Source organism: Arthrobacter sp. T2-23 (assembly GCF_055398325.1).
Genome location: NZ_AP027917.1, coordinates 3,302,869 through 3,323,075 on the forward strand (window position 1 = coordinate 3,302,869; position 20,207 = coordinate 3,323,075).

A 20,207-nucleotide genomic window follows, 5' to 3' on the forward strand; every position below is an offset into this window, starting at 1 on the left:
CGCGCATCGGGAGGAGGGACGATGTGCACCATCGAACGAACCCGGAAACATGACTTCCTCTCCGTCTTCCCAGGCGCCTGCCTCTGCGGCGCCCGTCTCCACCGAGACAACAACCACCGAGACAACAACCACCGCCACGCCATCGCCTGACACCGCAGCGGCAGGCCGTGGCGGCCGCTTTGCCCGGCTTCCCCTGCTGGCCGGCCGCAGTTTCATCCCGCTGGGCCTGTTCGCCCGCCTCCCGCTGGCCATGCTCACCGTCGGCGCCCTGACGCTCGTCACCGCCGTCACGGATTCCTACGCCGTCGGCGGGGCCGCGGCCGGCGCTGTCGGCATCGGCTCGGCGCTCGGCGCCCCTGTGCTGGGCGCGCTGGCGGACCGGCGGGGCCAACGCCCGGTCCTCCTCGTTTCCGCCGTTTTCAACACTTTGGCCGTGAGCGCCCTCATCCTCGCCGCGTACCTGGTTCCGGTGGGCCGGGAGCTGGCCGCCGCGGTGCCGGTGCTCGCCGCGGCGTTTGTCGCCGGCGCCAGCTGCCCGCAGGTTGGCCCGCTGGCCCGGGTCCGCTGGATGGCCCTGAGCTCCCGGAGCGGGGGCGGACGCGCCGAAGACCTGGACACCGCCCTGTCCTACGAGAGCACCGCCGATGAGCTGACCTTTGTGCTGGGCCCGGCGTTGGTGGGAATCCTGGCCAGCCTTATCAGCCCCTGGCTGCCGCTCGCCCTTGCCGCCGCGCTGACCCTCACCTTGGTCCCCGCCTTCGCTGTGCACCCGACGCACCGTGCCGTGCCGCGCACCCCGGCGCGGAGCCGGACAGCCTCGGCCGCCGAGCGGCAGCGGCGGAAGGCCCTGACGTCCGGGCAGCGCGCGGCCGGCTTTGCCGCCGTCGGACTGCCGGTGCTGGCCATGGTCTGCATGGGAACATTCTTCGGCTCGACGCAGACTTCCCTGAGCTCCTTCGCGGCCAGCTTCGCCACCTCGGAACTGGCGGGTCTGTTGTACGCGGTGATGGGCCTGAGCTCGGCCGCCGCGGCGCTGTCGGTGGCCTACTGGCCCCGTCGGTTCAGCGTCAACGTCCGGTGGCTGGCCTGCGCCGCGCTGATGGCAGGACTCGCGGCCCTGCTGCTCCTGCCCTCGACGGCGCCGCCCATGATCCTGCTACTCCTGGTCCTGGGCCTGCCGGTGGGTCCGCTGATGGTCACCGTGTTCGCCATCGGCGGCCTTGTGGCCCCGGCGGGCAAACTCGGTACGGTGATGACGGCGCTGGCCAGCGGCATCGTCGCCGGCACCGCGGTGGGCTCGTCCATCGCCGGCCAGCTGGCGCAAAACCTCGGCTACTCGGCCGGGTTCCTGGTTCCGGTCTGTGCCGCGGCGGCGCTCTTCCTGCTCGGCGCGGCAGCCGCCGTCGTCCTCCACCGAGGTACGACGACGGCGGCCGCATAGCCCCGCGCTAGAGCTGCGAGCCGAGCTTGAAGCCGCGCTCCTCGCCCGGTTCCCGGGTGTAGGCGAAACCGTCGGCGCCGACCGTCACCGCCATTTCGCTGCTGTCCGTGCGGATCACGAGCGGCTGCGGCTTTCCGTCCAGGTCCAGGACCAGGGAGGCCTCGGTGTACCAGCTCGGAACCACCGGGTTGCCCCACCAGTCGCGGCGCTGGTTGTCGTGCACGTCCCAGGTCACCGTGGGGTTGTCCGGATCGCCCGTGTAGTAGTCCTGGGTGTAGATCTCCACCCGGTGGCCGTCCGGATCCAGGATGTAGAGGTAGAAGGCGTTGGACACGCCGTGCCGGCCGGGGCCGCGCTCGATCCGGTCCGAGATCCGCAGGGCGCCCATCTTGTCGCAGATCTGGATGATGTTGTGCTTCTCGTGGGTGGAGAAGGCGATGTGGTGCATCCGCGGGCCGTCGCCGCCGGTGAGGGCGGTGTCGTGGACGGTCTGCTTGCGGTGCATCCAGGCCGCGTACGTGACGCCGTCGGAGTCCTTGATGTCCTCGGACACCCGGAAGCCCAGGTCCTCGAGGTATTTCCGGCCGCGCGGCACGTCGGGCGTGACCTGGTTGAAGTGGTCCAGCCGGACCAGCTCGCCGGCGCTGTAGAGGTCGTAGCGCTGGGTCAGGCGCTCCACGTGCTCCACCTCGTAGAAGAACTCGTAGGGGAAGCCCAGCGGATCCTCCACGCGGACCGAGTCGCCGATCCCGCGGGCGAAGCCGTCCTTACGGCGCTCCCTGCGGCAGCCCATTTCGGCGAAGTAAGCCTCGGCCTTGTCGACGTCGTCGGGGGTGCGGACCCGGTACGCGAACGCCGCGGCCGCGGCCACCGGACCCTTGCGCAGCACCAGGTTGTGGTGGATGAACTCCTCGAAGGAGCGCAGGTAGATCGCGTCCTCATCCTCGTAGGTGACGTGCAGGCCCAGCAGGTCCACGTAGAAGGCGCGGGACTTTTCCAGGTCGGTGACCACGAGGTCCATATAGGCGCAGCGGACGATGTCCGGCGCCGGGACCGTGGGGGTGATGATGTGGTTCATGGAATTCTCTCTTCGTTGAGGAGGGGAAGCGTCTCAGCGCTCCGCCGTGGCACCGAATTTCGGGGTGTGGACGCTGCCCAGGGTGATGTGGACGGCCTGCTGGTCGGTGTAGAAGTCGATTGACCGGTAGCCGCCCTCGTGGCCGAGGCCCGAGGCCTTGACCCCGCCGAACGGAGTGCGCAGGTCCCGGACGTTGTGGCTGTTGAGCCAGACCATGCCCGCTTCGAGGCTCTGCGAGAAGGTGTGCGCCCTGGTCAGGTCGTTGGTCCAGACGTAGCCGGCCAGTCCGTAGCGGGTGTTGTTCGCCAGGGCCAGCGCCTCGGCGTCGTCCTCGAACGGGGTGATCGCCACGACCGGCCCGAAGATCTCCTCCTGGAAGATCCGGGCGTCCGGCTTGACGTCGGCGAACACCGTCGGGGCAATGTAATTGCCGGTAGGAAGTCCCTCCGGACGCCCGCCGCCGGCCAGCAGCCGGCCCTCGGACTTGCCGATCTCGACGTAGCGCGCGACCTTCTCGTAGTGCTCCGGGTGCACCAGCGCGCCGACCTCGGTCTTCGGGTCGTGCGGGTCGCCGACGACGATGTTCTTGGCGCGGGCGGCGTACTTCTCGCAGAATTCCTCGTAGATGCCGCGCTGGACCAGGATCCGGGAGCCGGCCGTGCAGCGCTCGCCGTTGAGCGAGAAGACGCCGAAGAGGGTCGAGTCGATCGCGGCGTCGAGGTCGGCGTCGTCGAAGATGATCGCCGGGCTCTTGCCACCGAGTTCCATCGAGAGGCCCTTGAGGTTCTCCGCGGCGTTGCGGAAGATCGTCTTGCCTGTGGTCGTTTCGCCGGTGAAGGAGATCAGCGGCACGTCCGGGTGCTTCACTAGGGCGTCCCCGGCCTCCTCACCGAGGCCGTTGACCAGGTTGAAGACGCCGTCGGGCAGGCCCGCGTCCTTGAAAATCTTCGCCCAGAGCGAGGCTGAGAGCGGGGTGAACTCGGCCGGCTTGAGCACCACGCAGTTGCCGGTGGCCAGCGCCGGGGCGAGCTTCCAGGACTCCAGCATGAACGGCGTGTTCCACGGCGTGATGAGACCGGCGACGCCGATCGGCTTGCGGTTGACGTAGTTGATCTGTGCGCCGGGGACCTTCATGGCGTCGTCGAACTGCGCCACGATCAGGTCGGCGAAGAAGCGGAAGTTTTCCGCCGCCCGCAGCGCCTGGCCCTTGGCCTGGGTGATCGGCAGCCCGGTGTCGAACGTCTCCAGCTGCGCGAGCCGGGTCTCCTGGGCCTCGACGGCGTCGGCGATCCGGTTCAGCACGCGGGCGCGTTCGCGCGGCTTCATCCGCGGCCACGGGCCCTCGGTGAAGGCCGTGCGGGCTGCGGCGACGCCGAGGTCGATGTCCTCTTTCTGCCCGGCGGCCGCGGTGGCATAGGTCTCGTTGGAGACCGGATCCAGGACGTCAAAGGTCCGGCCGCTGACGGAGTCGACGAATTCGCCGTTGATGTAATGCCGGATCCGGGTGGGGAGGTCGTCCGGAATGTAGTGCTCGGCCATGGGGATCAATCCTTTGCTTCGGCGGTGAAGTTGCGGTGTGCAGCTGTTACTTGGCGATCCGGAAGCCGTCCACCGGGGTGAGGTACTCCCGGCCGGCTTCCATCAGTTCGTTGATCTTCTTGAGCCCGGCGTCGGTGGGGGTGATGAGCGGCGGGCGGACGTAGTCGGAGGAGATGAGGCCGGCCTCGGCCATGAGCCACTTGCTCGGTGCCGGGTTGGTCTCGACGAACAAGAGGTCCACCAGCGGGTGCACGCCGTAGTGGATCTCCCGGGCGGTCTCGAAGTCCCCCTCGACCCAGGCCTTGTACATGTCGGCGGAGGCTTTCGGGGCGATGTTCGCCAGCGCGGAGATGAAGCCGACGCCGCCAATCGCCATCAGCGGCAGGCACAGCAGCTCGATGCCGGACCAGACCAGGAGGTCCTTGCCGGCCAGGTGCATCACGCGGGAAAAGTGCTCGAAGTCCTTGGTGGTCTCCTTGATTCCGACGATGTTGTCGAAGTCGCGGAACAGCCGGGCCACGGTTTCCGGCGCCATGTCCACCGCGGTCCGGGACGGCACGTTGTAGATGACGAACGGCATGTCCGGGAACTCGGCGGCGATCGTGGCGTACCAGCGGTACAGGGCTTCCTGCGTAGGCCGGGAGTAGTACGGGGTGATGATCATCGACGCGTCCGCGCCGGCGTCGACGGCGGCCTGGGTCAGTTCCAGTGTTTCCTGCAGTTTCGCGGTGCCGGTGCCTGCCATAAAGGGGACGCGGTCGCCGATGGCCTCGGCGGTGGCGCGGATCGCGGCCGCGCGCTCCTCCACGGACTGGGCGCTGGGCTCGCCGGTGGACCCGCCGATCGTGATGCCGGAGGAGCCGCTGGCGATCTGCCATTCGACCATGTTCCGCAGGCTGCCGTGGTCGACGTCACCGGTACTGGTGAAGGGGGTGAACATCGCGGCGAGGGAGCCTTTGAGGTGCTGCTGGGGGTCGGAACGGAACTTCATTGTTTTTCCTTGTCGCTCGGGGCGGGGGAGCCGTGGGCTGTGGCTGTCGCGGTCGGGTGGCTGTGGCTGTGGCAGTGGTCAGGGAGTGGGCGCCCGGTGGGCGAGGTAGGCGTCGAGGGTGGCATTACGGTGTGCGCGGGCAGCGCGTTCGACGTCGTCCGCCGGCGCGCCCGCCTCGAGCAGCCCCAACAGCGCCTCGTGTTCCTCGACCGACTGCCGGGCCCTGCCGGGCACGTAGCTGAAGGTGGAGGAGCGCAGTGCCTGCAGCCGGTTCCAGCCGCGGTGCACGAGGTCGAGGATGTGCGGGTTGGGGCAGTGTTCGAACAGGACGCTGTGGAAGTCACGGTTCAGGCTCGTGAAGCGGACCGGGTCGAAGTTCGCCAGGCATTCGCGCATCAGCTCGTTGACCGCGCGGGCCCTTTCGATGTCCGCCGCGGAGATCAGCGGCGCGGACAGCGCCGTCGCGGCGCCTTCGACGATCCCGAGGGTCTGCATGGTGTAGAGGTATTCGGTCGGATCGATTCCGGCCACCGTGGCGCCGACGTTGCGCTCGAACACGACGAGGTTCTCAGCCTCGAGCCGGCGGATGGCCTCACGGACCGGGACCACGCTGAAACCCAGATCCTCGGCGATCTTGGCCAGCACCAGCCGGTAACCGGGGGAGTACTCGCCGCTCAGGATGCCCGCCTTGATCGCGGCGTAGGCCTGCTCGGACTTGCTCGCAGTGCCGATGCCGACGCCGGCGCCGGTGCTGTCGCTGACGCCCTCGGTACGGGCCACGGCGCTGGTCATGGCCGGGACTGCGCGCGGTCCGCGGCCCATGCCCGGTACTTTTCCTGCCACTGCGCGTTCATCGGGTACAGGCCGTCCACGCTGTGCCCGGCGGCGACCATCTCGGCGATGAACGTCTCTTCGGCCTCCTGGACCAGCGCGTCGTTAGCCACTTCTTCCGCGAGGGCCGGCGGAATCACGAGGAGGCCGTCGGCGTCGCCCACAATGATGTCCCCGGGCTGAACCGTGGCGCCGCCGCAGGAAATGGTCAGGTCAACGTCCCACGGGATGTGGCGCCGGCCCAGGACCGCGGGGTGGGCGTTGGCGAAGAAGGTGGGCATCTCCAGCGCACCGACCGCGGTGACGTCGCGGACGCCGCCGTCGGTGATGACGGCGACGGCGCCGTTGACCTGGGCGCGCAGGGCCAGGATGTCCCCGACCGTGCCGGTGCCCTTTTCGCCCCGGGCCTCCATCACCAGGATCTCGCCTTCCCGGAGCGAGTCGATGGCGCGTTTCTGGGCGTTGAAGCCGCCGCCGTGGGTCTTGAACAGATCCTCGCGGTTGGGCACGTAACGCAGGGTCCGGGCGACGCCGACGACGGTGCGGTCAGGCCGGGTGGAATGCAGGCCGTCGATGCTGACGTTGTTGAGGCCGCGCTTGCGCAGCTGGGAGCTCAGCGTTGCCGTGGCGACGGATTCGAGCTTGGCCTTCAGCTCCGGGGTCAGTGCACTCTTGGCTGCGGCCGGTGCAGCGGCCGCCGCGGCCGCTGGCGTGCCGTAGGCCTCCGCACGCTGGGCGTCGTCGCTGCGCGGCCGTGCGCCGTAGTCGGCGAGTGGCACGGTGCCCTGGGCCGCCGTCGTCGTCAGCCTGCCGGTGCTGAGTCCGGACGCCGGGGCGTCGACTTCGACTTCCATCATGTCGCCGGGCTGCGCCACCGAGGCGCCGGCCGGGGTACCGGTCAGGATCATGTCGCCCGGCTCCAGGGTCAGGAGCTGGGAGAGGTCAGCGACGAGCCGGGCGAAGGGGAAGAGCAATGTGCCGGTCGTGTCCTCCTGGACGAGCTCACCGTTGAGCCAGGTTCGGACGCGGAGGCCCGCCGGGTCGAGCTCGGCGGCCGGGATGAGGGCCGGCCCCACGGGGGTGAAGCCGTCCCCGCCCTTGGAACGGAGGTTGGAACCCTTGTCCGCGTAGCGCAGGTCGTAGAGGCCGAGGTCGTTGGAAGCGGTGACGAAGCCGACGTGGCGCCAGGCGTCCTCGGGGGAGACCCGGCGGGCCCGGGTGCCGATCACGAGGGCCACCTCGCCTTCGAAGGCCAGCAGTTCGCAGCCGACCGGGCGTTCCACCGTGCCGCCGGAGAGGCTCAGGGAGGAGGAGGGCTTGAGGAAGTAGGAGGGCTGCTTCGGGGTGCGGCCGCGCTGGGCGGCACGGCTCGGGTAGTTGATGTGCACGGCGATGACCTTGCCGGTGGCGGCCAGGGCGTCCTGCGAGAGCTGCTCCATCGCATTCTCCTCATTGAGTATGAAATCGTATACGATACTAAACTGCCCGAGCCCGGGGAGATTGTCAAGGCACTGCGCCCGGCGCCGCCGGCTCAGCCCAGCTGTGCTTCGATGCGCGCGGCGCTCGCCGAGAGGGCGGCCGCAACCTCCGCCGGATCCTGCGCGTCGCGGATATAGACCACCGCCAGGGCCGCCGGCCGGCCGCCCGGCACCCTCACCGGCACGGCCAGCGAGGAGACACCGGGGATAACTTCTTCGTGGCTGGCCGCGAAGCCGCGCCGGCGTGCCTCGGCGGCTTCGGCACGGTAGGGGATAGCGGGGGCAAGGCTGTGCCATTCCTGCTCCGAAAGGGCCGACTGGATCGCGATGCCCGGGGCGCCGGCGCTGACCGGGTGCCGGGACCCGGGGTGCTGGACCACGGCGGCGCCCGTGTGACGCGGATCGACAGTGACGAGCGTGACGCAGTCCTCGCGGTCCCAGACCGCCACGAAAGCGCTCATGTTCAGGGCGTTGGCCAGCTGGGTGAGCTCCGGAAGAGCTGCGGTCTGCAGGTTGCGGGCCACCCCGCGGGCGAGGACGGCCAGGCCGGGGCCGGGCTGGACCCTGCCGGCGTCGTCCCGGACCAGCAGCGAGTGGTCCTCGAGGGTGCGCAGGATGCGGTAGGCGACCGAGCGGTGGACGCCCATGGCGTCGGCGAGCTCGGCGATGGTGAGCGGCTCCGGGGCGTCGGCGAGGATCTCCAGGGCGCGGATGCCTCGGGACAGCGTCTGGGACGGGGAGGCCTGGGCGCTGCCGGCGGTCGGGGTCATGGGATCCATCCTAGGGCCGGGGGGTGCGGCGCCGGGGGCGGCGCGGCAAGACTCTTGTGTTCGGGATCACGGTCCAGTACCGTTCTATATCGGAACTGAGTGTTCGATTATAGAACATGAATGCGGCCCCTACAAGGCCTCGGCGAGCCGCGGCCCGACGCGGGCTGCCAGTGAACCGCTGGCCCCGGCCGGATGGGCCCGGCGTCACATTTTGGGTCCCAACCAGCAATTTTGCCCCGAATGTGTGCCTGATCACATTTTCCATAGTAAGATCGCAGATACTAACTGACCGTTCGATCAGTAATTCAAGAGGCATTCAGTTATTCACTTCGCACCCACCCCGGGCAGCACCTCTGCCCCCAGCAACGGAGTTCCAATGACCGCAACTTCAACCGTCGATTCAGAGACGGGCCCCAGCAGCAAGCATGAGGAACGCAAGGTCCTCGCCGGGACGCTGGTCGGTACCACCATCGAGTGGTACGACTTCTTCATCTTCGCCCAACTGACAGCAACGCTGCTCTCACCGCTCTTCCTGGCGCCGCTGAACGCCTCCAACCCCGGCCTGGCGCAGATCCTGTCTTTCGCGCTGATCGGCATCAGCTTCCTGTTCCGCCCGCTCGGCGCCATCATCGCCGGACACCTCGGCGACCGCCTCGGCCGCAAGGCGATGCTGGTCTTCACCCTGGTCATGATGGGTGCCGCGACGGCCCTCATCGGCATGCTGCCCACCTACGCCCAGATCGGCGTCTGGGCTCCGATCCTGCTGATCACGCTGCGCGTTATCCAGGGTTTCTCCGCCGGCGGTGAATGGGGCGGCGCTGCCCTGATGGCCGTCGAACACGCTCCGATGAGCAAGCGCGGCCTGTTCGGCGCCTACCCGCAGATCGGCGTCCCCGTGGGCATGATCCTCGCCACCGGCCTGCTGTACTTCCTCAACACCGGCATGTCCAAGGAAGACTTCGCGTCCTGGGGCTGGCGGGTGCCGTTCCTGCTGTCCATCGTGCTGATCGTGGTCGGTTACCTGATCCGCCGTGCCGTGGCCGAAAGCCCGGTCTTCCAGGAGATGCAGGAGCGCAAGAAGGAAAGCAAGGCGCCCCTGGGCGAGCTGGTCCGCAAGCACAAGAAGGCCGTCCTCTACTCGACGATGATCTTCATCGGCAACAACGCCGCCGGCTACCTGCTGATCGCCTTCTTCATCTCCTACGCCACCAAGTCGCTGAAGATGCCCACCCCGCAGATCCTGCTGGCAACCACGCTGGCTTCCTTCGGCTGGCTCATCTTCACCCTGGTCGGCGGCTGGCTCTCTGACAAGATCGGCCGCGTCAAGACCTTTCTGATCGGATACGGCATCGTCTTCGCCTGGATGATCCCGATGTTCGCCCTGATCGACACTAAGGACATCGTGCTCTACGGCGTGGCGCTGTTCGTCCTGACGATCGGCCTTGGCCTGTCCTACGGCCCGATGTCCGCCATGTACGCCGAGATGTTCCCGGCGAACGTCCGCTACTCGGGCATCTCGATCGGCTACGCCTTCGGCGCCATCCTCGGCGGCGCCTTCGCGGCAACCATCGCGGAAGCCCTGCTGCAGGGCACGCACTGGACCGGCTCCATCGGCATCTACATCATGATCCTCTGCGTCATCTCCGCCGTCGGCGTCATCCTGGCGAAGGAAACCAAGGGACGCCCGCTCGGCGTCAGTCGCCACCACTAGGCACCCCAAACAACAACGCGGGGTCACTTGTCGCCCATCCGGAACCCCCGGACCGGCGGTAAGTGACCCCGCGTTGCTGTTTAAGCGAGGGCTCAGGCGCCCAGGAACTCGATGGCGCCCTGCTTGAAGGCGCGGCTGGTGATGGCGTTGGTGTGGTTCCGGGCCGGGAGGATGAGCTGTTCCACCATCGCCCCGGCCTTGGCGCCCAGCGTGGCGAGTTCGGGCATGGACGCGGCCCGCTCGTCCTTCTCCCCGGCCACCAGCATCATCGGCATCGGCGGCACGGCCTCGGCGGGGTCGAACGGTTCGTCCTTGATCGCCTCGACGAGGGACAGCAGGGCAAAAATGTTGTTGCTCGGCAGCAGCTGCGCCATCTTCAGCAGCCCGGCGGTGGACGCATCGGCGATCGGCGTGCCGTCGGCCAGGTAGCGCTGCGCGGCCACCAGGTCGAACTCCGCCAACGGATCCGCCACGTTGGGGCCGCCCAGCACCAGCCGGTGGACCAGCTCGTGCTGCGTGGCACCGAATTCCCAGGCCAGCCGGGAGCCCAGGGAGTAGCCGATCACGTCCAGTCCGCTGGCCGGGTCGCCGTCGCGCAGCGGGCGGGCGCCGGCGTCGAACGCGATCTGAAGCAGGTCCGCGCGGATCCGGCTGGGGGAGTAGGAGTCCCGGTCCTCGGGGGCGCCGCTGCGGCCGTGGCCGGGCAGGTCCACCGTGATGACGCGGCGTCCGGCCTCGGTCAGGGCCGTGATCCAGCCGGTGTCCTCCCAGTTGAGCTTGGAGGAGGAGGAGAAGCCATGCAGCAGCAGCACCGGACGCAGGCCGGCGTCGTCCTTGGGATCGTGCACCCCTACGTACAGCTGGGGGTCGGTGCCCTCGACGGTGTGGGAATGCTGTTCGCCGGTGTGCCTGCCGCTCATGGTGTCAGTCCTCATCAAGTACGGCGCTCAGGCGGACCCGGCGCTTCGGTGCCTCTTCCTTCGGGACCGTGCCCACGATGCCTGCGATGTTGTCCGGCACCTCGAACACGATCAGCGGCTCGCCGACGTTGATCTTGTCGCCGGGCCCGCCGTGGATACGCACTACCTTACCCGCCTGCGGGCTCGGCAATTCGACGGCCGACTTGGTGGTTTCAACTTCCACCAGCGGCTGGTTGCGCTCCACCTGGTCACCCGGCGAGACCAGCCATTCCAACACAGTCGCCTCGATCAGGCCTTCGCCGAGGTCCGGTAGCGGGAAGGAAATTTCAGCCACGTTTGTACTCCAATACTCGCTGGATGCCGAAGAGGATCCGGTCAATGTTCGGGATGTATTCGTCTTCGAGGTCTCCCGAGGGGTAGGGGACGTCGAAGCCGGTGACCCGCTCCACCGGCGCCTTGAGGGTGTCGAAGCAGCTCTGCGTGATCAGCTGTGCCACCTCGGCGCCGAGACCCGACGTCAGCGGCGCCTCATGGACGACGACGGCGCGGCGCGTCTTGCGCACGGACGCGGCCAGCGCCGCGGCGTCGATCGGTTTGAGCCAGCGCAGGTCCAGGACCTCGAGGTCGATCCCGTCCTCGGCCGCGAGTTCGGCCACCTGGAGGCAGCGGGCCACCATCGCGCCCCACGCCACGAGGGTCAGGTGCCGGCCCTCCCGCATGACCTTGGCGCCGGTGGGGGAGCCGCCGTCGGCGTCGTGCCGGGTGGGGTCCACCTCGCCCTTCTGCCAGTAGCGGGACTTCGGCTCCATGAAGATCACCGGGTCCGGCCGGGTGGCGGCGTACTTGAGCAGGTGGTACGCCTCGTGCGGATTCGACGGCGAGACCACCTTCAGCCCCGGCACGTGGGCGAAGAGCGCCTCGAGGCTTTCGCCGTGGTGTTCGGGGGCGCGGATGCCGCCGAAGCTGGGCACGCGGAGGGTGATCGGCATCGGCAGCGTGCCGCGGCTGCGGTAGTTCATCCGGCCGATCTGGCAGACGATCTGGTTGATGGCCGGGTAGGCAAAACCGTCGAACTGGACCTCCGGGATGGGGTGGAAGCCGGCCATGGCCAGGCCTACGGACATGCCGAGGATGCCGGATTCGGCCAGCGGTGTGTCAAAGACGCGCTGCGCGCCGTGTTTGGCCTGCAGCCCGTCGGTGATCCGGAAGACCCCGCCCAGCCGGCCGCAGTCCTCGCCGAAGATGACGGCCTTGGGGTTTTCCGCGAGTACTTCGTCCAGGGCGCGGTTGAGCGCCTGTTGCATGGACATCACGGTGCCGGAAGCGGGAGTAATAGCCGTCTCGCTTTCAAGGATCGAGTTAGACATGTTCGGACTCCTCGCGCCAGTTGGCGGCCTGGGCCTGCAGGGCAGGGGTGGTTTCCTGGAAGACCAGGTCAAACATTTCGGCTCCGGGGCGCGGGCCGAGGGCCTGGATGCCGGTGCGGATCTGCTCCTCCTCGGCCTTGGCGGCGGCCAGCGCGTCGGCGAAGAACGCCTCGTCCGCAATCCCGTCCGCCAGCAGCCGTTGCTTGAGCCGCTCCAGCGGGTCCTCGCCGGCGCCGTCGCGCTCTTCGTCGAGGGAGCGGTAGCGGCCGGGGTCATCGGAAGTGGAGTGCGGACCGCGGCGGTAGGTCATGGCCTCGATCAGGACCGGGCCGTTGCCGGAGCGGGCGTGCGCGAAGGCGCGGCGGGTCGCCTCGACGACGGCGACGACGTCGTTGCCGTCGATCTGCAGCGCAGGCATGCCGTAGCCGGCCGCGCGGGCGGCGACGGAGCCGCCGGCCACCTGGCGTTCGGTCGGAACCGAGATGGCCCAGCCGTTGTTCTGCACGAAGAAGACCACGGGCGCCTTCATCACGGCGGCGAAGTTCAGCGCCTCGTGGACATCGCCCTGCGAGGACGCTCCGTCGCCAAAGTAGGTCAGCGCGACGCCGTCTTTGTTTTCGAGCGTCTGGCCGTGGGCCCAGCCGACGGCGTGCAGCACGGATCCGGCGACGACGGCCTGGATCGGGGCGAGCCGGGACTCCAGCGGGTCGTACAGGCCGCCGTGCCAGGTGGCCTTGTGGGTGGACATGTAGCCCACCATGTCCACGCCCATGGTCCGGGCGACGCCCATCTCGCGGTAGGTGGGGAAGACGAAGTCGCGGGTGGTGTCGACGGCGTAGCCGCTGCCCACCTGGGCCGCCTCCTGGCCGAGTTCAGGGGCGTAGCCGGGAATGATGCCCTGCCGTTGCCAGGCGATCGCGGAGGTGTCCAGGTGCCGCACCGCGACCATCAGCGAATACAGCTCGCGCAGCTGGGCGGAAGTGAGCGGGCTGGCTTCGTCGCCGGTAACCGCGAGGGGGAGTGTGTCCATGCCTGTGACCCTAGTCACGGGCCAACGGTTAGGCAATCAGTCAAGCAAAGGCTGACCACTCTGCGCAAAGCTTCCGGGTCCGGCCTCGATGTAGTTGGCAATTTGTATAGGGCTGGTCTGCGGGTCAGTTCGGGCGCCGGGCGCTGATCCGTGCGCCAATCCAGCATGCGGCGGCGATGCCCGCGATCAACGCCATGGTGCTGAAGAGCTGTCTGCTGCTGTCAGGGCTGCTGAAGCCGACGGCGAAGATCAGGGCGAGCAGGACCAGGCCGAAAATGGTCAGCCCGGGGAACCCCTTCATCCGCAGCGGCAGTTCGGTGCCGGCGCGGTCCGCCCGGCGCCGCAGGACCAACTGGGACACCAGCGCCGAGCCCCACACCACGAGGCAGGTCGAACCCACCAGCTGGAACAGGGCCGGGAGGATCCGCTCCGGGAACAGCAGTTCAAGCACCGCGGCCAGGAAGCCGAACGCCACCGAAATGCCGACGGCGATGACCGGAACGCGGGCCCCGTTCAGCCGCGACAGGAACCTCGGGGCCTCGTCGCGCTCTGACAAGGAGTAGGCCATCCGGGAGGCGCCGTACAGGTTCGCGTTCAGGGCCGAGAGCAGGGCGACGACGGCGACCAGCGTGATTGCCGCCCCGGCGCCCGGAATACGGGCCAGATCCAGCACGCCCGCGAACGGTGACTTGAGCGCCGCCGACGTCGAGGGCAGCACGGCGGCGATGACGAAGACGGAGCCGATGTAGAACACCAGGATGCGCCAGACAACGGTGCGGATCGCGTGGCCGACGCTGCGTTCGGGGTTCTCGGTCTCGGCCGCGGCGACGCTGACGATTTCGGTGCCGCCGAAGGCGAAGATCACCACGAACAGGGCGGTGGCGATGCCGCCCAGGCCCGCGGGGGCGAAGTCGGCGGTGAAGTTGTGAAACCCCGGGCTGGGCACGTCCGGCAGCCAGCCTAGGAGCAGCGCGGCACTGATGGCCAGAAACAGCAGGATGGCGGCAACCTTGAGGATCGCGAACCAGAATTCGAACTCGCCGAAGTTCTTCACCCCGGCGAGGTTGATGGCGGTGAAGAGCACCATGAAAACCAGGGCCAGCCCCCACGCCGGGATCACCGGCCAGACCGTAAAGAGCAGTCCGGCCGCGCCGAGCGCCTCGGCGGCGATGACGACGACGAGCTGCAGCCACCAGAGCCAGCCCACGGTGGCGCCGGCAGTCCTGCCCAGGGCACGTTCGGCGTAGACGGAGAACGCGCCGCTGTTCGGGTTGGCCGCGGCCATCTCACCGAGGGCCCACATCACGATGATGATCAGGGTGCCGGCGACCAGATAGGAGATCAGGACGGCCGGGCCGGCGGCCTGGATCCCGGCCCCCGATCCGAGGAACAGGCCCGCGCCGATGGCGCTCCCGAGTCCCATCATGGTGAGCTGGCGGGGCTTCATGCTGTGGCCGAGTTTCAGGGCCGGGCGCTCCGCGGGGGACATCGTTGTCATGCTGGCGAACCTTCTTACGGTGGTGGTGGCGTCCTTTTGGGACCATACGAATTTACCGCCCCGGCGGGGCCAGTTGGCGCGGGCGGCGTGAGAGCATGGTTGCAGTTTGTTCATCGCCCGGCCCGGATCGCGACGATGTGTGCTGTTGAAACCCTGCAGGCAAGGAAGCTGAAGTGAACGTCGACCCGCTGGATGCCAAAATTGTCCGATTCTTCACGGACTCCCCGCGGTCCTCCGTCCTGGAGGCATCCCGGGTGCTGAAGGTCGCCCGCGCCACCGTACAGTCGCGGCTGGACCGGATGCAGGACAGCGGCGTCATCGGCTCGTGGGTGCCGCAGCCGGACCCGGCCCGCTTCGGCTATCCGGTCGTGGCTTTCTGCTCCCTGACCATCAACCAGGACCTCGGGCACGACGCCGTCGTGGAGGCCCTCGCCCGGATTCCGGAGCTGATCGAGATCCATACGGTGTCCGGCGGATCGGACCTGATGGCCCGCATCGCCGCACGCTCCAACTCGGACCTGCAGCGCGTGCTGGACGCCATGATCGCAACCCGCACCGTACTGCGCTCCTCCTCGGTGATCGTGCTCAACACCCATTTTCAGGGCCGCACCCTGCCGCTGCTGGAGGCTGCCGCCCAGCAGCAATAGCCGCCGCCGTGCGGCGCCGGGCTGAAACATTTTGCCCCTGGTCGCCGGCGTCGTAGAATTAGTTCTAGTCAACTTGACTATAACTACTCCGGCGGTCGGGCCGGAACCGTCCGGGCGGTCCGCAGGGACCGGCCAGGACCCCGGAACGCGGGGGTCGATCACCGTCTACACCTCACCAGCCAACGTCTCCGAGCGCCAGCTCGCGCCGCCGTCGCTGGCCATCTCCACGGTGATTTTCGCCTTGCGCCCCAGTGAACGCACCGGCCGCCCCACCCTGTGGATCCCGCTGGTGCGCCGGATCCGCGAGCCCTTCAAGAACCAGTGGGCCCTCCCCGGCGGCCCGCTGACACATGCGGAATCGCTGCAGGACGCAGCCTCCCGCAACCTGCGCGAGACCACCGGGCTGGCGCCCAGCTACCTCGAACAGCTCTATGCCTTCGGCGGCCTGCACCGCTCGCCCACCCAGCGGGTGGTCTCGATTGTCTACTGGGCGCTGGTCCAGCCCACCGAGGCCGCGCTGGCCGACGAATCCGAAAATGTCCGCTGGTTCCGGGCGGGCCGGCTTGGCGACCTGGCGTTCGACCACAACGCAATCGTCGACTACGCGCTCTGGCGGCTGCGGAACAAGATGGCCTACGGCTCGATCGCCTACCACCTGCTCGGCGAGTACTTCACCCTCGCTCAGGTCCGCGAGGTCTACGAAGCAGTCCTGGACCGCGAACTGGATCCGGCCAACTTCCGCCGCCAGGTCAAGGCCACCCCGGAAATCGAAGAAACCGACGAATACCTCCAGGGCGGCAAGCACCGCCCACCCCGCCTCTACCGCTTCACCGGCCGCCCCGGCCTCGATCCAGACAACAGGAGCACACCATGAGCAGCGTCAACACGGCGATCCAGCTGATTACGCGCGAACAGGCCGCAGGCCAGGCACCAGCCGCCGCGGCAGGTTCCACCTGCAGCCCGGCCCTGGCCCGCGGCCCGTGGGACTTCGATCTCGCCGAGGCCCTGGCCGGCGTCCCGGCGTACGGCCCGGGCGCCTCCGTGGCCGACGTCGCCCCGGCCTCGACCCCGCGGCAGGGGCAGCTGCCGGAGGAATACCGCCTGGCCGGCGAAGCCGAACTGGACGCCCGGATCCGGGCGGCGAAGGCGGCGTTGGGTGACCGGGCCGTCATCCTGGGCCACTTCTACCAGCGCGACGAGGTGATCCAGTACGCCGACTTCGTGGGCGACTCCTTCCAGCTCGCCAACGCGGCCCTGACCCGGCCGGACGCAGAGGCGATCGTCTTTTGCGGCGTGCACTTCATGGCCGAGACCGCGGACATCCTCTCCGCGCCCGAGCAGGCCGTGATCCTGCCCAATCTCGCCGCCGGCTGCTCGATGGCGGACATGGCGGACATCGATTCGGTGACCGAGTGCTGGGAGCAGTTGGAGGAGCTGTTCGGCACCGAGCCCGATGCCGACGGCCGGGTCCCGGTCATCCCGGTCACCTACATGAACTCCTCCGCAGCGCTCAAGGGCTTCTGCGGCGAGCACGGCGGAATCGTCTGCACCTCCTCGAACGCCGCCACGGTGCTGGAATGGGCCTTTGAACGGGGCCAGCGCGTGCTGTTCTTCCCGGACCAGCACCTGGGCCGCAACACCGCCAAGGCGATGGGTGTGCCGCTGGAGCAGATGCCGATGTGGAATCCGCGCAAGGAGTTCGGTGGCAATGACGAACGCGCCCTGCAGGACTCGCGGGTGATCCTGTGGCATGGCTTCTGCTCGGTCCACAAGCGCTTCAACGTGGCCCAGATCGAGAAGGCGCGCGCCGACTTCCCGGGCGTGCAGGTCATCGTGCACCCCGAATGCCCCATGCCGGTGGTGGACGCGGCCGACTCGGCCGGCTCCACGGACTTCATCCGCAAGGCCATCGCCGCCGCCACCGAACCCACTGTCTTCGCCGTCGGCACCGAGATCAACCTGGTCAACCGGCTGGCCGCGGAATACCCGCAGCACACCATCTTCTGCCTCGACCCCGTGATCTGCCCCTGCTCCACGATGTACCGCATCCACCCCGGCTACCTGGCCTGGGTGCTGGAGGCCCTTGTCCGCGGCGAGGTGGTCAACCGGATCACGGTGGCGGACGACGTCGCGGCCCCCGCCCGGGTGGCCCTCGAACGCATGCTGGCGGCGCGGCCGTGACCAGGCGACTCGTCGTCGCCGGGAGTGGGATCGCCGGGCTGTATGCGGCGCTGCTCGCCTCCGAAGCGCCGGACGCCGAGGTGGTGCTGCTGACCAAGGGCTCGCTCGAGGCGAGCAACACCTTCTACGCCCAGGGCGGTGTGTCCGCGGTGCTGGCGCCGGGCGAGGCCGCGGCGGGGGACTCGGTCGAGGCCCACATTGCGGACACCCTCGCGGCCGGGGCCGGGCTGAACAATCCCGACGCCGTCCGGATCCTGTGCACCGAGGCCGTGCGGGACATCGCCGGGCTGCGTCGCTTTGGCGTGAACTTCGACGTCCGGTCGGACGGCGGACCGGCCCTGGGCCTGGAAGCCGCGCATTCGGCCGCCCGCATCCTGCACGCCGGCGGCGATGCGACCGGTGCCTGCATCGCCCGAGGCCTCGTGGCCGCCGTGCTGGAGCGCGCCGTCCAGGGTCGGCTCCGGGTTGAGACCGGCGCCTTTGTGACCGCACTGCTCACCGACGGCGACGACCCTGCGGGCGGCGCGGCTTCGGGGGCCGTCACCGGGGTCGCCTACCTGGCCGGCGGACAGCGGAGACGGCTGGAGGCCGACGCCGTGCTGCTCGCCACCGGCGGCGCCGGGCGGCTGTTTGCCCGCACCAGCAACCCCGCCGTTGCCACCGCCGACGGCCTCGCCCTCGCCTGGCGTGCGGGCGCAGCGGTCCGTGACCTGGAGTTCTTCCAGTTCCACCCCACCACGCTGGCTACCGCCGAGGCACCCGGCGGGCCGCCGTCGCTGCTGATCTCGGAGGCGGTGCGCGGTGAGGGGGCCATGCTGCTGGACGCCGCAGGCCACCGCTTTATGCCCGACTACCACCCGGACGCCGAGCTGGCCCCGCGCGACGTCGTCTCCCGCAGCATTGCCCTGCACCTGGCCGCAACCGGGCAGCCGGCGGACAGCCCGGCGTTCCTGGATGCCCGGGGGATCGAAGCGAGCCGCGGGGCCGGGTTCCTGGCCCGTCGCTTCCCGACCATCACCGCCCGGACCCGGGCGGCCGGCTATGACTGGACCGCCGAAGCGCTGCCGGTGTCCCCGGCAGCCCACTACTGGATGGGCGGGATCGCCACCGACCTCTGGGGCCGCACCTCGGTGCCGGGGCTCTACGCCGCGGGCGAGGCCGCCTGCACCGGGGCGCAGGGAGCCAACCGGCTGGCCAGCAACTCGCTGCTCGAAGGGTTGGTGTTCGGACGGCGGGCCGTGGAGGACTTCCTCGGGGGCGAAACTGGCTGGACGTCAGTTGGGGCGTCGTCCGACGCCGTTCCTCCGCGTGCTCCCCACGATCGCCCTAACCTCGCAAGCTCGGCCAGGGAACCCGGATCGTGTGGGCCCACGGCCGCAAGCGGCCTCCCCTTGACGCACGCTTCCGGAACGCCATCGAACGACGGTGGCCAGCCTTCCGTAAGTGCCAGCCGGGAACACCACCAGGCCAGCTTGCCCGATGGTGTTGGGAAGACTGGGTCGGGTCCCGGGTTGTTTTCTCGGGCGGCTCTGGGGCGGTTGATGACTCGGGCTGCCGGGGTGTTGCGCAGTGGCGTTGAGCTCGATGCTGCGGCTGCGCAGCTTGCCGACTGGGCCGATGTGGTCCGCCCTAGGACCGCGCCGGACTCGGAAGACCCGCGGGAGCACGAGGACCGCAACCTGCTGCTGGCTGCTCAACTGCTCGTGGAGGCCGCCCGGAACCGGACGGTATCCGTGGGCGCCCACCACCGGGCCGATACCGACCCGGCGTCCGCCCGAACCCCCTCCATGCAAAGGATTTCCTCATGACCACCACCACCCAGGACACCCCGGGGCTGACCGGCGTCGAGCTTGCCGGCTCCCTGCCGGCGGCCGCCGTCGACGCCGTGCTCCGTGCGGCCCTGCTGGAGGACGCCCCCTACGGCGACATCACCTCGCAGACCCTTATCCCGGCCGATGCCCGCGCCACCGCGGTGCTCGCAGCCCGGGTGCCCGGGGTGTTCAGCGGCGGGCAGGTGTTCGCCGCCGCGATGAAGCTGGCGGACCCGGGTGCCGCGGTGGAACTGCTCGTCGCCGACGGGGAAGCCTTCGACGCCGGCACGGCGCTGGCCCGGGTGACCGGCAACGCCCGCGGCGTGCTACTGGCCGAACGGGTGGCGCTGAACCTGGTCCAGCGGATGAGCGCGATCGCCACGCGTACCGCGCAGTTCGTCGCGCTGGTGGCCGGCACCGGCGCGCGGATCACCGACACCCGGAAGACGACGCCGGGGCTCCGTGTGCTGGAGCGCTACGCGGTCCGCTGCGGCGGGGGAGCGAACCACCGCTTCAGCCTCTCGGACGCGGTCCTGGCCAAGGACAACCACCTTGCGGTGCTGACCGGGGGAGACCCGGCGAAGCTCACCGCGGTGCTGCGCGGCGCCAAGGCCCGGCTGGGGCACACCACGCACTTCGAGGTGGAGGTGGACAGCATGGAGCAGATTGAGCCTGTGCTGGCCGCCGGCGTGGACACCATCATGCTGGACAACTTCTCACCGGAAGAACTGGCAGCCGGCGTCGAACTGGTCGGCGGGCGGGCCCGGGTCGAGGCCAGCGGCAACGTCAGCCTCGCCACCGTGGCCGGGGTTGCCGCCGCCGGCGTGGATATCATCTCGATTGGTGCCCTGACGCACAGCGTCACCGCCCTGGACCTGGGCCTCGACGTCGAGCTGGAACCGGCCGGCTGAGGC

At 69.1% G+C, this 20,207-nt stretch carries 18 protein-coding genes; 7 read left to right on the plus strand and 11 right to left on the minus strand.

Annotated elements, in window-relative coordinates; translation table 11 throughout:
* Positions 1 to 49: 49 nt before the first annotated feature.
* A complete protein-coding gene (locus ACZ5Z0_RS15420) occupies positions 50 to 1,441 on the plus strand; it encodes an MFS transporter (protein ID WP_464109175.1) in 1,392 nt (463 codons plus the stop codon).
* A 7-nt stretch (positions 1,442 to 1,448) separates the two neighbouring features.
* On the opposite strand, the gene hpaD is transcribed toward ACZ5Z0_RS15420, so the two are convergent.
* The 6 genes from hpaD to ACZ5Z0_RS15450 all read right to left on the minus strand — a co-directional run bounded on the left by hpaD (position 1,449) and on the right by ACZ5Z0_RS15450 (position 8,128).
* The gene (gene hpaD / locus ACZ5Z0_RS15425; RefSeq protein ID WP_464109176.1) at positions 1,449 to 2,519 is read right to left on the minus strand and encodes a 3,4-dihydroxyphenylacetate 2,3-dioxygenase; all 1,071 of its coding nucleotides are present in this window, start codon (positions 2,517 to 2,519) and stop codon (positions 1,449 to 1,451) included.
* A gap of 33 nt (positions 2,520 to 2,552) precedes the next feature.
* Entirely contained in the window at positions 2,553 to 4,058 is a 1,506-nt protein-coding gene (hpaE, locus tag ACZ5Z0_RS15430; protein ID WP_464109177.1) for a 5-carboxymethyl-2-hydroxymuconate semialdehyde dehydrogenase, read from the minus strand.
* Positions 4,059 to 4,104: 46 nt separating this feature from the next.
* Positions 4,105 to 5,049: a 4-hydroxy-tetrahydrodipicolinate synthase gene (gene dapA / locus ACZ5Z0_RS15435; RefSeq protein WP_464109178.1), complete on the minus strand. Its 945-nt coding sequence runs from the start codon at positions 5,047 to 5,049 to the stop codon at positions 4,105 to 4,107.
* Between the two features lie 78 nt (positions 5,050 to 5,127).
* Complete coding sequence (locus ACZ5Z0_RS15440; protein ID WP_464109179.1) at positions 5,128 to 5,871, minus strand: GntR family transcriptional regulator; 744 nt, start codon at positions 5,869 to 5,871, stop codon at positions 5,128 to 5,130.
* A complete protein-coding gene (locus tag ACZ5Z0_RS15445) occupies positions 5,838 to 7,319 on the minus strand; it encodes a fumarylacetoacetate hydrolase family protein (protein WP_464109180.1) in 1,482 nt (493 codons plus the stop codon). The genes ACZ5Z0_RS15440 and ACZ5Z0_RS15445 overlap by 34 nt, the downstream gene beginning before the upstream one ends.
* 92 nt (positions 7,320 to 7,411) lie before the next feature.
* Positions 7,412 to 8,128: an IclR family transcriptional regulator gene (locus tag ACZ5Z0_RS15450; protein ID WP_464109181.1), complete on the minus strand. Its 717-nt coding sequence runs from the start codon at positions 8,126 to 8,128 to the stop codon at positions 7,412 to 7,414.
* Positions 8,129 to 8,504: 376 nt separating this feature from the next.
* On the opposite strand from ACZ5Z0_RS15450, the gene ACZ5Z0_RS15455 reads away from it, so the two are divergent.
* Positions 8,505 to 9,839, plus strand: a complete 1,335-nt coding sequence (locus tag ACZ5Z0_RS15455; RefSeq protein WP_464109182.1) for an MFS transporter — start codon at positions 8,505 to 8,507, stop codon at positions 9,837 to 9,839.
* Positions 9,840 to 9,931: 92 nt separating this feature from the next.
* Here the strand turns inward: ACZ5Z0_RS15455 and ACZ5Z0_RS15460 are convergent, their stop codons facing one another.
* The 5 genes from ACZ5Z0_RS15460 to ACZ5Z0_RS15480 form a co-directional block, all read right to left on the minus strand.
* The gene (locus tag ACZ5Z0_RS15460; protein WP_464109183.1) at positions 9,932 to 10,759 is read right to left on the minus strand and encodes an alpha/beta fold hydrolase; all 828 of its coding nucleotides are present in this window, start codon (positions 10,757 to 10,759) and stop codon (positions 9,932 to 9,934) included.
* A gap of 4 nt (positions 10,760 to 10,763) precedes the next feature.
* Positions 10,764 to 11,093, minus strand: a complete 330-nt coding sequence (locus ACZ5Z0_RS15465; RefSeq protein WP_464109184.1) for a biotin/lipoyl-containing protein — start codon at positions 11,091 to 11,093, stop codon at positions 10,764 to 10,766.
* Entirely contained in the window at positions 11,086 to 12,126 is a 1,041-nt protein-coding gene (locus tag ACZ5Z0_RS15470) for an alpha-ketoacid dehydrogenase subunit beta (protein WP_464109185.1), read from the minus strand. Before ACZ5Z0_RS15470 ends, ACZ5Z0_RS15465 begins: the two co-directional genes overlap by 8 nt.
* Entirely contained in the window at positions 12,119 to 13,156 is a 1,038-nt protein-coding gene (locus ACZ5Z0_RS15475; RefSeq protein ID WP_464109186.1) for a thiamine pyrophosphate-dependent enzyme, read from the minus strand. The genes ACZ5Z0_RS15470 and ACZ5Z0_RS15475 overlap by 8 nt, the downstream gene beginning before the upstream one ends.
* Positions 13,157 to 13,280: 124 nt before the next feature.
* Positions 13,281 to 14,654 carry an amino acid permease gene (locus tag ACZ5Z0_RS15480; RefSeq protein WP_464109187.1) on the minus strand — a complete coding sequence of 458 codons (1,374 nt, stop codon included), beginning with the start codon at positions 14,652 to 14,654 and terminating at the stop codon, positions 13,281 to 13,283.
* Positions 14,655 to 14,827: 173 nt separating this feature from the next.
* Here ACZ5Z0_RS15480 and ACZ5Z0_RS15485 point away from each other — a divergent pair, with 173 nt between their 5' ends.
* The 5 genes from ACZ5Z0_RS15485 (at position 14,828) to nadC (ending at position 20,204) form a co-directional block, all read left to right on the plus strand.
* A complete protein-coding gene (locus ACZ5Z0_RS15485; RefSeq protein WP_138768944.1) occupies positions 14,828 to 15,301 on the plus strand; it encodes an Lrp/AsnC family transcriptional regulator in 474 nt (157 codons plus the stop codon).
* A 157-nt stretch (positions 15,302 to 15,458) separates the two neighbouring features.
* On the plus strand, positions 15,459 to 16,175 hold the full coding sequence (locus ACZ5Z0_RS15490) for an NUDIX hydrolase (RefSeq protein ID WP_464110802.1): 717 nt from the start codon (positions 15,459 to 15,461) through the stop codon (positions 16,173 to 16,175).
* Positions 16,172 to 17,482, plus strand: coding sequence for a quinolinate synthase NadA (gene nadA / locus ACZ5Z0_RS15495; RefSeq protein ID WP_464109188.1), 1,311 nt, complete (start codon positions 16,172 to 16,174; stop codon positions 17,480 to 17,482). The genes ACZ5Z0_RS15490 and nadA overlap by 4 nt, the downstream gene beginning before the upstream one ends.
* Entirely contained in the window at positions 17,479 to 19,290 is a 1,812-nt protein-coding gene (locus tag ACZ5Z0_RS15500) for an L-aspartate oxidase (RefSeq protein WP_464109189.1), read from the plus strand. The genes nadA and ACZ5Z0_RS15500 overlap by 4 nt, the downstream gene beginning before the upstream one ends.
* A complete protein-coding gene (gene nadC / locus ACZ5Z0_RS15505; RefSeq protein ID WP_464109190.1) occupies positions 19,287 to 20,204 on the plus strand; it encodes a carboxylating nicotinate-nucleotide diphosphorylase in 918 nt (305 codons plus the stop codon). The genes ACZ5Z0_RS15500 and nadC overlap by 4 nt, the downstream gene beginning before the upstream one ends.
* Positions 20,205 to 20,207: the final 3 nt, after the last annotated feature.

Bases quoted from the DNA above. Each gene is read 5' to 3' on its own strand.
- ACZ5Z0_RS15420 (WP_464109175.1), top strand. From the start codon at position 50: ATGACTTCCTCTCCGTCTTCCCAGGCGCCTGCCTCTGCGGCGCCCGTC.
- hpaD (WP_464109176.1), bottom strand. From the start codon at position 2,519: ATGAACCACATCATCACCCCCACGGTCCCGGCGCCGGACATCGTCCGC.
- hpaE (WP_464109177.1), bottom strand. From the start codon at position 4,058: ATGGCCGAGCACTACATTCCGGACGACCTCCCCACCCGGATCCGGCAT.
- dapA (WP_464109178.1), bottom strand. From the start codon at position 5,049: ATGAAGTTCCGTTCCGACCCCCAGCAGCACCTCAAAGGCTCCCTCGCC.
- ACZ5Z0_RS15440 (WP_464109179.1), bottom strand. From the start codon at position 5,871: ATGGGCCGCGGACCGCGCGCAGTCCCGGCCATGACCAGCGCCGTGGCC.
- ACZ5Z0_RS15445 (WP_464109180.1), bottom strand. From the start codon at position 7,319: ATGGAGCAGCTCTCGCAGGACGCCCTGGCCGCCACCGGCAAGGTCATC.
- ACZ5Z0_RS15450 (WP_464109181.1), bottom strand. From the start codon at position 8,128: ATGACCCCGACCGCCGGCAGCGCCCAGGCCTCCCCGTCCCAGACGCTG.
- ACZ5Z0_RS15455 (WP_464109182.1), top strand. From the start codon at position 8,505: ATGACCGCAACTTCAACCGTCGATTCAGAGACGGGCCCCAGCAGCAAG.
- ACZ5Z0_RS15460 (WP_464109183.1), bottom strand. From the start codon at position 10,759: ATGAGCGGCAGGCACACCGGCGAACAGCATTCCCACACCGTCGAGGGC.
- ACZ5Z0_RS15470 (WP_464109185.1), bottom strand. From the start codon at position 12,126: ATGTCTAACTCGATCCTTGAAAGCGAGACGGCTATTACTCCCGCTTCC.
- ACZ5Z0_RS15475 (WP_464109186.1), bottom strand. From the start codon at position 13,156: ATGGACACACTCCCCCTCGCGGTTACCGGCGACGAAGCCAGCCCGCTC.
- ACZ5Z0_RS15480 (WP_464109187.1), bottom strand. From the start codon at position 14,654: ATGACAACGATGTCCCCCGCGGAGCGCCCGGCCCTGAAACTCGGCCAC.
- nadA (WP_464109188.1), top strand. From the start codon at position 16,172: ATGAGCAGCGTCAACACGGCGATCCAGCTGATTACGCGCGAACAGGCC.
- nadC (WP_464109190.1), top strand. From the start codon at position 19,287: ATGACCACCACCACCCAGGACACCCCGGGGCTGACCGGCGTCGAGCTT.